General features: G+C 42.1%; 8 protein-coding genes. 7 read left to right on the top strand and 1 reads right to left on the bottom strand.

What is annotated here, in order from left to right; all coding sequences use genetic code 11:
- Window positions 1-63 precede the first annotated feature (63 nt).
- The 5 genes from AB9K32_RS06645 (at window position 64) to AB9K32_RS06665 (ending at window position 8,231) form a co-directional block, all read left to right on the top strand.
- On the top strand, window positions 64-1,833 hold the full coding sequence (locus AB9K32_RS06645) for a long-chain fatty acid--CoA ligase (RefSeq protein WP_369884734.1): 1,770 nt from the start codon (window positions 64-66) through the stop codon (window positions 1,831-1,833).
- A 428-nt stretch (window positions 1,834-2,261) separates the two neighbouring features.
- Entirely contained in the window at window positions 2,262-2,711 is a 450-nt protein-coding gene (locus AB9K32_RS06650; protein WP_252079995.1) for a MarR family winged helix-turn-helix transcriptional regulator, read from the top strand.
- 15 nt (window positions 2,712-2,726) lie between these two features.
- Window positions 2,727-5,132, top strand: a complete 2,406-nt coding sequence (locus AB9K32_RS06655; protein WP_369884735.1) for a 3-hydroxyacyl-CoA dehydrogenase/enoyl-CoA hydratase family protein — start codon at window positions 2,727-2,729, stop codon at window positions 5,130-5,132.
- A gap of 77 nt (window positions 5,133-5,209) precedes the next feature.
- Window positions 5,210-6,400: an acetyl-CoA C-acyltransferase gene (locus AB9K32_RS06660; protein ID WP_369884736.1), complete on the top strand. Its 1,191-nt coding sequence runs from the start codon at window positions 5,210-5,212 to the stop codon at window positions 6,398-6,400.
- 22 nt (window positions 6,401-6,422) lie between these two features.
- Complete coding sequence (locus AB9K32_RS06665; RefSeq protein ID WP_224836611.1) at window positions 6,423-8,231, top strand: acyl-CoA dehydrogenase family protein; 1,809 nt, start codon at window positions 6,423-6,425, stop codon at window positions 8,229-8,231.
- Between the two features lie 64 nt (window positions 8,232-8,295).
- Here AB9K32_RS06665 and AB9K32_RS06670 read toward each other — a convergent pair whose 3' ends face one another.
- Complete coding sequence (locus AB9K32_RS06670; RefSeq protein ID WP_338195687.1) at window positions 8,296-10,095, bottom strand: glycoside hydrolase family 15 protein; 1,800 nt, start codon at window positions 10,093-10,095, stop codon at window positions 8,296-8,298.
- 103 nt (window positions 10,096-10,198) lie between these two features.
- On the opposite strand from AB9K32_RS06670, the gene AB9K32_RS06675 reads away from it, so the two are divergent.
- Window positions 10,199-12,409: a bifunctional alpha,alpha-trehalose-phosphate synthase (UDP-forming)/trehalose-phosphatase gene (locus tag AB9K32_RS06675; RefSeq protein ID WP_338195690.1), complete on the top strand. Its 2,211-nt coding sequence runs from the start codon at window positions 10,199-10,201 to the stop codon at window positions 12,407-12,409.
- Window positions 12,406-13,929: a nuclear transport factor 2 family protein gene (locus AB9K32_RS06680; protein WP_369884737.1), complete on the top strand. Its 1,524-nt coding sequence runs from the start codon at window positions 12,406-12,408 to the stop codon at window positions 13,927-13,929. The genes AB9K32_RS06675 and AB9K32_RS06680 overlap by 4 nt, the downstream gene beginning before the upstream one ends.

A 13,929-nucleotide genomic window follows, 5' to 3' on the forward strand; every position in this document is an offset into this window, starting at 1 on the left:
TAAATCTGTTTCATTGTTAAGGTCTGATTTGCTAATTTGCAATCGCTTTACATAAAACTTACTATGCAAACTATTACCCGATTATTTGATTTCCCATACTATCAACTTGAAAAATACCCCTTAGAAAAATCATTGGTCACCAAAAGTGACGGTAAATGGATAGCTACGTCCACCAAGGAATACATCGACAAGGCCAATGCGGTGAGCAGGGCTTTGTTACGGATGGGCGTAAAGCCGAATGATAAAATCGCCATTATATCCACGACCAACCGAACAGAGTGGAACATAATGGATATTGGCGTACTTCAAATCGGGGCACAAACCGTTCCGATCTACCCCACCATTTCCGAAGACGACTACGAATACATCCTTAACCATTCAGAAGCCAAGTATTGCTTTGTTTCGTGTGAAGATGTGTTGGAAAAAGTGCTTGCCATAAGTTCAAAAATCAAAAAGATCGAAGAAGTCTATTCGTTTGACGAGCTTAAAAATTGCAAAAACTGGAAGGAAGTCCTGGAAAAGGGCGCCGATCCTTCCAATCAAGAAAACGTAGAAGAATTAAAAGCCACGGTAAAACCCAAAGACCTGGCGTCCCTTATATATACCTCGGGCACAACAGGAAGACCAAAGGGCGTAATGCTTTCTCACGATAATATTGTGTCCAACGTTATTTCCAGTGAGGCCAGAGTGCCTTTTGAGACTGGCGGTGTTGCTCTCAGTTTTTTACCGGTTTGTCACATTTTTGAAAGGATGATTCTTTATCTGTACCAATATTGTGGTATAGAAATTCATTTTGCAGAAGGACTGGATAAGATCAGTGACAACATAAAAGAGGTAAAACCCGATGTAATGACAGTGGTGCCACGTCTGCTTGAGAAGGTTTACGATGCGATAATAGCAAAAGGAGCCAATCTAACAGGCATAAAAAAGAAACTGTTTTTTTGGGCGGTAGAAATTGGACTCAAGTTTGAGCCCTATGGTGCCAACGGTTGGTGGTACGAGAAAAGACTTGGGCTCGCCCGTAAATTGATTTTTAGTAAGTGGAAAGAAGGTCTTGGTGGAAATTTATCCGTAATGGTATCGGGCAGTGCCGCTTTACAACCTAGATTGGCACGCGTTTTTGGAGCAGCTCAAATGCCCGTAATGGAAGGGTACGGGCTTACGGAAACTTCTCCTGTGATTGCCGTGAACGATCAACGTAACAAAGGTTGGAAGATTGGCACCGTTGGAAAAATTATAAATGGTGTTGAAGTCAAAATTGCCGAAGATGGTGAAATCCTTTGCAAAGGTCCCAATGTAATGTTGGGCTACTACAAAGATCCTGAAAAAACCGCACAGGTTATGACCGACGATTATTTCCATACTGGCGATATCGGTGAAGTGGATGCCGATGGCTTTTTGCGCATTACCGATCGTAAGAAAGAAATGTTCAAAACGTCGGGCGGTAAATATGTAGCTCCACAAATCCTGGAAAATCGATTTAAGCAATCTCGCTTTATTGAACAGATAATGGTTGTTGGAGAAGGCGAAAAAATGCCGGCGGCCATAATTCAACCTAATTTTGAGTTTATGCACGAATGGGCCAAAAGGCACGATATAGTGCTAAACTCAAATGAAGAATTGGTGAAAAACGAAAAGGTCATAGCAAGAATGCAGGAAGAAGTGGATTTGGCCAATGAGGAGTTTGCCAAATGGGAAAAAGTAAAACAGTTTAGGCTTACTTCTAATGTTTGGAGCATCGATGAAGGACACTTGACCCCTACCCTAAAATTGAAGCGCAAAATTGTTAAAGAAAAATATCTAGCACTTTATAATGATATTTATGGGCATTGATCAAACTACAATGTTCAATTAGCAATGATCAATAATCGGTATGGTGTTCTGAGTATATCTGAGAACCGTCACCCTGAACTAGGTTCAGAATCTAATTTTTTCAATGAGTTGGACAATCAACACCCAAATATTGTATAAAGATTGGATGTTAGATGAGCAGACCGTACTTCATATCATAATAATATAAAAACCTAATTCACGGTTTATACTTCGGCAAAAGCTGAGATTGTTTGGTTTTAAAAGTGCTCCATATAGTTGGCAATAGGAATATAAAGTCAAAAAAACACTAGTTCCAAGCAAAAAAATTGTAACTAGCTTACAATTACCCTCTATTTAATTCAACTCTAATTTATTAAGGTACACTTAACCTAAATTTATTATGCATGCATAATAAATTTTTATATATTTGAGAACACCAAACCAGTTCTATGAAAGATTTGACCATTGATCACGCCCTTAGGGCTACCTGGCAGGCGGTAAGCAAAATGTACAATGAGGAAGCTAAAAACTATGATCTTACCATGGCCATCGGGTTTACCCTTTTGAGCATGGATCCAAAAGGGGGTACTCCAAGTACCACATTAGGCCCTAAAATGGGAATGGAAGCTACAAGTTTGTCAAGAATCTTAAAGAATATTGAGCAAAAAGGATACATTTTAAGAAAACGAAACCCAAAGGATGGGCGCGGAGTCCTGATTTTTCTAACCCCTTTGGGCCTTGAAAAACGGGAGGAATCCAAAGAGGTAGTTCTCAGGTTCAACGAGGTTGTCAAAGAGCATGTACCAGAAGAAGATCTAAATGTTTTTTTTAAGACCATGAGCACAATAAACAAGCTTATTACCGACAAAAAAATATATTCAAAAACAACTAATAATTAAATTTCAAACTCGCACATGAAAAGGCATATAAACAAAATTGCCGTAATCGGTTCCGGTATAATGGGCAGTGGCATTGCATGTCACTTTGCTAACATTGGGGTCGAGGTACTATTGTTGGACATAGTTCCTCGCGAACTGAACGACAAGGAAAAAGCCAAGGGACTAACATTGGAAGACAAGGCGGTTCGTAATCGTTTGGTAAACGATTCTTTGACCGCTGCCTTAAAATCCAAACCCTCTCCTATTTACCATCAAAAATTCGCAGATCGTATTACCACAGGAAACTTGGAAGACGATATTTCCAAAGTGGCGGATGTGGATTGGATCATTGAAGTGGTCGTTGAACGCTTGGACATTAAAAAACAAGTGTTCGAGAATCTGGACAAACACCGCACACCGGGAACCTTGATTACCTCAAACACTTCCGGTATCCCTATTAAATTTATGAGCGAAGGAAGAAGCGAGGATTTCCAGAAACACTTCTGCGGAACACATTTCTTTAACCCTGCTCGATATCTAAAACTTTTCGAAATCATTCCTGGACCTAAAACTTCAAAAGAGGTTTTGGATTTCTTGAACGGATACGGTGAACAATTCTTGGGCAAAACCTCCGTGGTGGCTAAAGATACTCCCGCATTTATCGGGAACCGAATCGGAATCTTCAGCATTCAAAGTCTGTTTCATGCTGTAAAAGAAATGGGCATGACAGTGGAAGAAGTGGATAAATTGACAGGCCCCGTAATCGGTCGTCCAAAATCTGCTACTTTCCGTACGGTGGATGTGGTTGGTTTGGATACTTTGGTACATGTGGCCAACGGAATCAGTGAGAACTGTAAGGACGATGAGCGTCACGAACTGTTCCAGCTGCCCGATTTCATCAAAACCATGATGGACAACAAATGGTTGGGAAGCAAAACAGGTCAAGGATTCTATAAAAAAGTAAAAGGCGACAATGGTAAAAGCGAAATCCTCACTTTGGATTTGGACACCATGGATTATCGTTCTAAAAAAAGTGCAAAGTTTGCAACTTTAGAGCTAACCAAGACCATTGATAAAGTCATAGAGCGTTTTCCCGTATTGGTAGGCGGTAAAGATAAGGCCGGAGAGTTTTACAGAAAGAGTTTTGGAGCCCTTTTTGCTTATGTAACCCATCGTATTCCTGAAATTTCGGATGAGCTATACAAAATAGATGATGCCATGAAGGCCGGTTTCGGCTGGGAACATGGTCCGTTTCAAATTTGGGATGCCGTTGGCCTTGAAAAGGGATTGGAATTCATCAAAGCCGAAGGTTTGGAGCCCGCTTCATGGGTTGCCGACATGAAATCTGCAGGTGTGGATTCATTCTACACCGTAAAAGATGGGGCAACCTACTATTATGATATCAGCAAAAAGACAATGGAAAAAGTTCCAGGTCAAGATGCATTCATTATTCTGGACAACATCCGAAAAACCAAGGAGGTTTTTAAAAACAGTGGTGTTGTTATAGAAGATTTAGGCGATGGAATCCTTAATTGCGAGTTCCAATCCAAAATGAACACCATTGGAGGTGATGTGCTCTCTGGCTTGAACAAAGCCGTTGACCTTGCCGAAAAGGATTTTGCAGGGTTGGTCATAGGGAACCAAGCTGCCAATTTCTCCGTAGGGGCCAATATCGGTATGATCTTTATGATGGCAGTGGAACAAGAATACGATGAGTTGAACATGGCCATAAAATACTTCCAAGATACCATGATGCGCATGCGATACTCATCCATTCCAACCGTAGCCGCACCGCACGGAATGGCTTTGGGTGGTGGCTGTGAGCTTTCAATGCATGCAGATAAAGTTGTGGCCGCTGCCGAAACCTACATTGGTTTGGTCGAATTTGGCGTAGGTGTGATCCCTGGCGGTGGTGGATCTAAAGAAATGGCACTCCGCGCTTCCGATACTTTCAGGAAAAATGACGTAGAACTCAACGTGCTACAAGAGTATTTCTTGACCATTGGTATGGCCAAAGTATCCACTTCGGCTTACGAAGCCTTTGATTTGGGCATCCTACAAAAAGGAAAGGACGTAGTCGTCGTAAACAAAGACCGACAAATAGCAACTGCCAAAGCACACGCCAAAATTATGGCAGATGCAGGCTACACCAAACCTGTAAAACGTAAAGATGTAAAAGTTCTGGGCAAACAAGCTTTGGGTATGTTCTTGGTAGGAACCGATTCCATGGAAGCCGGACATTATATTTCTGAGCACGACAAAAAGATTGCCGATAAACTGGCCTACGTTATGGCCGGTGGCGACCTTTCTGAAGCTACCATGGTGACCGAACAATATCTTTTGGATTTGGAACGAGAAGCATTTCTATCGCTTTGTACTGAAAGAAAAACGCTGGAACGTATCCAACACATGTTGAAAACCGGAAAACCATTGAGAAACTAGACACAGGAATCAAGACAAAAGGGCCAAGGCACAAAATCCTGACTCTTGTTTCTTGAACCTAAAAATCAAAAGTAAAAATGAAAACAGCATATATAGTAAAAGGATATAGAACAGCCGTGGGCAAAGCCCCAAAAGGTCTGTTCAGGTTTAAACGACCAGATGAACTAGCCGCAGAGACCATAGAGCATATGATGACGGAGCTTCCCCAATTGGACAAAAAACGCATCGATGATGTTATCGTAGGAAACGCCATGCCAGAAGCCGAACAAGGATTGAACATGGGACGATTGATCTCATTAATGGGGCTCAACATTGAAGATGTTCCCGGCGTTACCGTAAACCGTTATTGCGCATCCGGATTGGAAACCATAGGCATAGCAACAGCCAAAATACAATCGGGAATGGCGGATTGCATCATAGCCGGAGGGGCTGAAAGTATGAGCTACATCCCTATGGGAGGTTACAAACCAACACCCGATTACGCCACGGCAAAAGAAGGCCACGAAGACTATTATTGGGGAATGGGACTTACGGCAGAAGCCGTTGCCCAACAATTCAAGGTTTCCAGAGAGGACCAAGATGAATTTGCATACAACTCCCATATGAAAGCATTGAAGGCGCAAGCAGAAAATCGTTTTCAAGATCAAATCGTGCCCATTGAAGTGGAACATACCTTTGTGAACGAAACTGGAAAAAAGGAAACCAAAACATACACAGTAAACAAGGATGAAGGACCAAGAAAAGGTACCAACATTCCTACTTTGAACAAATTAAGACCTGTTTTTGCTGCAAATGGAAGCGTTACTGCCGGGAATTCGTCGCAGATGAGCGATGGTGCCGCTTTTGTGATGGTAATGAGCGAGGATATGGTCAAAGAGCTCAATTTGGAACCCATAGCTAGATTGGTAAACTATGCTGCAGCAGGTGTAGAACCAAGAATTATGGGTATTGGTCCGGTAAAAGCCATTCCAAAAGCTTTGAAGCAGGCAGGCTTAAAACAAAATGACATTGAACTTATCGAACTGAACGAGGCCTTTGCTTCACAATCTTTGGCCGTAATCCGTGAGTTGGGACTCAACCAAGATATCGTTAATGTTAATGGAGGGGCCATTGCCCTGGGTCACCCACTTGGATGTACAGGTGCCAAACTATCGGTACAGCTTTTTGATGAAATGAGAAAGCGGGACATGAAAGGTAAATATGGTATGGTGACCATGTGTGTAGGTACCGGACAAGGTGCTGCAGGTATATTCGAATTTCTTAATTAAAAATACTAAACAACAAAAAATCATGAGCGATACTAAAGAAAAAGACATACTGAGAGGAGGTCAATTCTTGGTCAAGGAGACCAAATGTGAGGACGTGTTCACCCTTGAGGATCTGAACGAAGAACAAAAAATGATGCGCGAAAGCTCCAAGGAGTTTGTAGATCGCGAACTTTGGGCACATTGGGAGCGGTTCGAGCAAAAAGACTACGCCTATACCGAGGAGTGTATGAAAAAAGCGGGGGAACTTGGACTTTTAAGCATAGCGGTTCCTGAAGCCTATGGTGGTATGGGAATGGGTTTTGTATCCACTATGTTGGTCTGCGACTACATTTCCGGTGCAACAGGATCCTTTAGTACAGCTTTTGGCGCACATACTGGTATCGGGACCATGCCCATCACCTTGTACGGGACCGAAGAGCAAAAACAAAAATACGTTCCCAAATTGGCCACGGGAGAATGGTTTGGGGCCTATTGCTTAACAGAACCTGGAGCAGGTTCCGACGCCAATTCCGGCAAAACCAAGGCTGTGTTATCCGAAGACGGTAAATATTACAGCATTTCAGGACAGAAAATGTGGATTTCCAATGCAGGGTTCTGTAATCTGTTCATTGTATTCGCTCGTATCGAGGATGACAAGAACATTACCGGGTTCATTGTTGAGAACGACCCTGAAAACGGTATCAGTTTAGGTGATGAAGAAAAGAAGTTGGGTATCCACTCCTCCTCTACCCGCCAAGTATTTTTCAACGAGACCAAGGTTCCGGTCGAAAATATGCTGTCCGAAAGAGGCAATGGATTCAAGATTGCCATGAATGCTTTGAACGTAGGTAGAATTAAATTGGCCGCGGCATGTTTGGAAGCACAACGAAGAGTAATCGGAGAAGCAACCAAATACGCCAATGAACGCATTCAATTCAAAACACCCATCATCAATTTTGGAGCTATCAAAGCTAAAATTGCCGACATGGCCACCAATGCCTACGTGGACGAGGCCGCTTGCTACCGGGCTGCAAAAAATATTGAAGACAGAATTGCGATTCGCGAAGCCAGTGGCAACTCACACCAAGAAGCAGAACTTAAAGGTGTTGAAGAATATGCCATCGAGTGCTCTATTCTGAAAGTAGCTGTTTCCGAGCATGTTCAGCACACCACGGATGAGGGTATCCAAATATTCGGGGGAATGGGCTTTAGCGCCGATACCCCAATGGAATCCGCGTGGAGAGACGCGCGTATTGCCAGAATTTATGAAGGTACCAACGAAATCAACCGAATGCTCTCCGTTGGAATGTTGGTTAAAAAGGCCATGAAAGGCCATGTGGACCTGTTGGGCCCAGCAACTGCTGTTGGTGAAGAGCTTATGGGTATTCCATCTTTCGATACACCTGATTTTTCAGAACTTTTTTCAGAAGAAAAAGACCTAGTGGCTCGATTAAAAAAAGTGTTCTTGATGATTGCCGGTAGCGCCGTTCAAAAATTTGGACCGGATTTGGAAAAACATCAAATGTTGTTGATGGCAGCTTCCGATATTTTGATTCAGGTATATATGGCCGAATCCGCAATTTTAAGAACAGAGAAAAACGCAAAACGCTTTGGTGAAGATTCCCAAAAAGCACAAATAGCAATGTCCAAACTCTATTTGTACAGAGCGGTGGACATTATTCAACAAAAAGGCAAAGAGGCTATAGTTTCTTTTGCCGAAGGAGATGAGCAACGTATGATGCTTATGGGGCTAAAACGCTTTACCAAGTACACGAACCAACCCAACGTGGTCGATCTAAGGACTCAGATTGCCGACAAAGTTGCCGCGGACAATGGGTATACCTTTGACTAATTCAAATAATTGCCGGGATCTTTGAACCCACAATTGGAAAACGCCCCGATCGGGGCGTTTTTTATTACCCTATGGATTCCAATATCCGCTCATCTTTTTGCTTATTGGAAAAATTGATGGCACATTCAATAAGTGCCAAGTGCGAGTAGGCCTGTGGAAAATTGCCCAACAACCGCTTGGTCTTAAAATCGATATCCTCACTAAACAACCCTAGATGGTTGCTATAGCTCAAAAGTCGTTCAAAATACTCGAGAGCCTTTTCTTCCTCGCCTATCTTGAACAATGCATTGATAAACCAAAAGGTGCAAATGGTAAAGGATGATGAAGGAAGTCCAAAATCATCTTCGTTCTTATAACGATACAACAGACCATCATTGCTAAGACCATCTTCTATGGCCTTAACCGTGCTCACATATTTTGGGTCCCTTGCATGGATAAACCCATAAGGTTCCATCAATAGAACGGAGGCATCCAAATGTCTTGAACCGTAAGATTGTACAAAAGCATTAATGTCATTGTTCCAGGCATTTTTATGGATATCTTCCTTAATTTCTTGTTCAAGGGCGGTCCAACGTTCCAATTTTCGGGTTTTACCAAACATTTTGGCAACCTTTATAGCCCTATCTATAGCTACCCAGCAGAGCACCTTGGAAAAGGTAAAATGTCTATCCTCTCCCCTAAACTCCCAAATGCCCTTGTCCGGCTCCTGCCAGTGTTTGCCAACAATCCAAACAATACCTTTGGTAATGTTCCATAACTCCTCGCCATTTTCCAAATCATTGCTAAAATTTCGAAGCTGCTCGTAAATCACATCCATCAGAATCCCATAGATATCGTTCTGTTTTTGCATATAAGCTGCATTACCCACCCTTACCGGTTTGGATCCTTTATAACCATCCAAATGGTCCAAGGATATTTCGGTCAGCTTTTTTTCTTTGTTGATGCCATACATGATCTGGAGCTTCTCATCCTTATCCGGCATTAAATCGATTATGAATTGTAAAAATCTTTTGGCGGAATTTTTATGTCCCAATTCGGATACAACCTTGATTGCCATTGAAGCATCGCGAATCCAACAAAATCGGTAATCCCAATTACGAACCTCCCCTATGGTCTCGGGAAGCGACGTAGTGGCTGCCGCCAACACTGCTCCTGTTTTGTCGTAGGTCAACATTTTTAAAGTGATGGCACTTCGAATTATCTGATCCTTAAATTTCTTGTAAGTAGGGGTCTTATCCACCCAATCCAACCAGTAAACTTTGGTCCGTTCCAGTTCCAAAGCAATCTTTTGGGTGGTAGGTTTTAATATTTTCTCATGGTAACAAATCAAAAAATACCCATCTTCCTTAAGCGTGGTTTCTTTTTGTTCCAATATATGTTTCTTATTAAAAGAAGTATAGAGGAACAATGTGTCGTATTTACTCTCATGGGTTAGACTGGCAATAAAATCTTCTTTAATATAAAGCTCGGTCTCGCCTACAGCATATTCCAATTTTGGATTGTACTTAAATTGAACCTTGGGACTTCCGGACACATACTTTATGTACCGGACTATTTCCGGAGGGGCCATGTATTTCCCGTTCATCTTATGGTGACGGGGCATAAAATCGTGTACCTCAAATACATTTTCGCCATCGGCATACCGCGTTACCAATATTGCGGTGTTCTTGTGGTACTGTTGATCAATTTTATAATTATCGCCCGTTAATATCTCAAAACTCCCACCCTTTTTTTCATCCAGTAGCTTCGCAAACACCGAAGCTGAATCAAATTGCGGCAAACAGCACCAGTCAATGGAGCCTTCTTTGGAAATCAATGCCGCACTCCTACAATTTCCAATAATTCCGTAATTCAAGTTGTCCATAGGTCAAAAAGTATCAAAAGGGTTCTTATGAATTGGTTTTGCGATCTAATTTCCCGATTTTTAAAGAAACAAAAAATTAAAACACCTCAAAAATCATCCTTTTATGGGCAAAACTATCATAATCTCAAATCGGCTACCCGTTCAATTACAAATTAGCAATGGATCGCTCAATGCAGTACCAAGTGTTGGAGGTTTGGCCACTGGAATGAAATCTGTGCACAGTGGTGGCGAAAGTCTGTGGATCGGTTGGTCCGGGCTCACGGACGAGGATATTCCCGATGGGCTCGAGGATGAAATAGACAAAGCATTGCAGGATAATGGGTGTGCCAAGGTAAAACTAAATGCAAAGGAAGTGGATGGTTTCTACTATGGATTCAGTAACCGTACCATTTGGCCCTTGTTCCACTATTTTTTGGAATATTCCGAGTTTGAATTAACCTATTGGGAAACCTACAAGGCCGTAAACCAAAAGTTTGCCGATGCCATTATAGAAAACTCAAGTGAAGACGATACTATTTGGGTCCACGATTACCAATTGATGTTGGTTCCCCAAATGGTCCGCGAAAAACGACCGGATACGACCATTGGTTTCTTTCTGCACATTCCTTTTCCTTCTTTCGAAATTTTCAGGACCCTGCCTTGGCGTGAAGAAATCCTGGAAGGATTGTTGGGCTCGGACCTTATCGGTTTCCACACGTACGATTACGAAAGGCATTTTTTGAGCTCCGTCCGCAGATTGATCGGTCTGGATGTAAGCTTCAACGAGATCTATCTGGACAATAGAGTCATAAAAGTGGATTCTTTCCCCATGGGAATCGACTACAAAAAGTTTAGGGATGCCGCTGTTAACCATGATTCAAAAAGTAAAGAAAACCGAAGTGATCTACAAGTTCGTTTGGACAACCACAAAGCATCGGCCCCGGATACCAAATTGATCCTATCCATAGATCGACTCGATTATAGTAAAGGAATAGCAAAGCGAATCAACGCATTCGAGTACTTTCTTCAAAAGTATCCAGAATACAAGGAAAAAGTCCGATTGATCATACTTGCCGTTCCCTCCCGCTCCAACGTTCCGCAATATCAATTATTAAAAAAAGAGGTGGACGAACTGGTAGGAAGAATAAATGGTGAGCTTTCCACGGTGAACTGGACACCTATTTGGTACTTCTATCGTTCCCTTCCCTTTGAAAGCCTGATCGACCTATATACATCCAGCGACATTGCATGGCTGACACCCCTTAGAGATGGAATGAATTTGGTGGCCAAAGAGTATATTGCTACCCGAACAGATAAGTCTGGGGTACTGATTCTAAGCGAGATGGCCGGTTCGGCCTACGAAATGAACGAAGCTCTGTTGATAAATCCGAATAACTTTGAACAACAAGCAGATACACTTAAGCAAGCCTTTAACATGCCTTTGGAAGAGCAAATATCCCGTAACACTTTTCTTCAGAAAAGATTGGAACGCTACAATGTAGAGGTTTGGGCCAATGAATTTATGAGTGCATTGCAAGAGAACAGAGATCTGGGCAAAGCTTTTATTTCCGAAAAAATGTCATCCGGCATATTGTCCTCCATTCAAAATGAATATGAAAAATCCAAGAAACGATTATTGTTCTTGGATTATGACGGGACCTTGGCAGGTTTCCACAAAGACCCACAAAAGGCATCTCCAGATGAAGAATTGTACCAACTTTTAGATGCCTTGCACAACCAAGAAAATACTACTGTTTTTTTAATAAGCGGGAGGGACAAACAGACCTTTGGCCGATGGTTCTTGCCCAAAAAATATAATATGATAGTAGAGCATGGTGTATGGATTTCCAAAAACGGGGACGAGTTTAAGATGTTGGAACAGGTTAAAGGAGAATGGATGGGCAAAATAAGACCTGTGCTCGAATCTTTTGTAGATCGGACACCTGGCTCGTTTATTGAGGAAAAAAACTATTCCTTAGCTTGGCATTACCGCAATACCGACCCTGATTTCGGGGATAAGAGGGCCACGGAACTCAATACTGTTCTTCGAAGTTTGATCGGCAACGACGATATTAGCGTGCTCAACGGGAACAAGGTAATGGAAATAAAAAACAGTAATGTGAACAAAGGAAGGGCCGCCACTCGTATGTTAACCGAAGACGATTATGACTTTGTTTTTGCCATTGGTGATGATTGGACGGACGAATTTATGTTCCAAGAACTACCGGAGACCGCAATTACGGTCAAAGTCGGTCTTAAAAAAACACATGCCAAATACCATGTGGAAAATACCACAAGGGTAAGGCAATTATTGAAACGTTTTACAAAGCCATGACACGAGTTTTATTGAGCATTTTCTTGTTGTTCTCCGTTACCTTAGGATGGTCTCAAACGGAGACAGAGGTATATCTTTTTGATCTAGAAATAAAAGAGGGCAAACCCCTGTTGACCAACCCAAAAAACATTTCGAACAACAATGGTTACGACAATCAACCTTCGTTTTGGAACGACGATTCCATCCTTTTTGCATCAACCCGGGAGGACCAGACCGATGTTCTTCAATTCAATGTTAAAGAAGGAAGCACATCAAAGTGGTTGACCTATACAAAAGCAGGTAGTGAATATTCTCCGCTACGTATTCCCGGAAAGAATGCATTTTCCGCCATACGACTGGATGTGGATGGCTTACAACGCCTGTATGCTTACAATTTACAGACACAGGAATCCACACCAATAATAGACTTAAAAATTGGTTATCATGTATGGTACGACCCATCTACCCTGATCGCTACGGTTTTAACAGATAATCGTATGGATCTTGTAATCGTGGATGTTGAAACAGGCACACACCGAATCGTCCATAAAAATGTTGGGCGCTCTTTGCACAACATCCCCGAATCAGATCTGGTCAGTTTTGTTGGAAAAAAGGGCGAGAAATGGGAAATTTTATCCTTAAACCCTACTACTGGCGAAATAAAAAAGATAATCGACACTTACCAAAATCAGGAGGATATAGCTTGGTTGGGCACCCAAACCATAATTACGGGATTCAACAAAGAATTGCTACGTCTCGAATTGGACGAAGGCGCGGAATGGGAAACCATCATGGAATTCAATCAAGAAGAAATCAACAATATTAGTAGAATCGCCATAAGCCCTAAAGCTAAAAGATTGGCCTTTGTTGCCGAAGGGTCGCCTGCCAAAATAATCCAAAAACAGGTAGAAGCTTTTAACAATAGGAACTTAGACGATTTTGTCTCTTGCTTTTCCGAAAATGTGCGTGTTCTACAATTTCCGGATGAGCCTATGTACCAAGGAAAATCAAAAATGCGCGAGAACTACCAAAGGTTTTTCGAGAACGTAAAAACATCTAATGTTAAAGTTGTAAATCGCATAGTGTTGGGCAACACCATTATAGATGAGGAAATTACCAAAGTGGACGGCAGGGACGGGCACCAAGTCGCTATCTACCAAGTGGCGAATGGTAAAATCCAATCCATGACCTTTATATTCCCCGATGGTCCTCTCACCGATGCCGAAAGTATCGTACAAGAACAACTGGACGCCTACAATAAAAGGGATATCGAGGCATTTGCCACCACCTATGCACCCCAGATAGAGATATACAGCTACCCCAATACATTAAACCTAAAAGGCAGGGCGAATCTGGAACAACAATACAGTGCTCTCTTTGAAAACACCCCCGACCTACATGCCAGTATAAAAAACAGGATCGTGATCGGAAACAAGGTGATAGACGAAGAAACGGCAACTATAAATGGAAGGATACTAGAGGCCATTGCTATTTATGAAGTAGAAAATGGCGAAATTAGCAAAGTAACCTTTATCCAATAA

This window comes from Allomuricauda sp. XS_ASV26 (assembly GCF_041224615.1).
GTDB classification, from domain to species: Bacteria; Bacteroidota; Bacteroidia; order Flavobacteriales; family Flavobacteriaceae; genus Flagellimonas; species Flagellimonas alginolytica.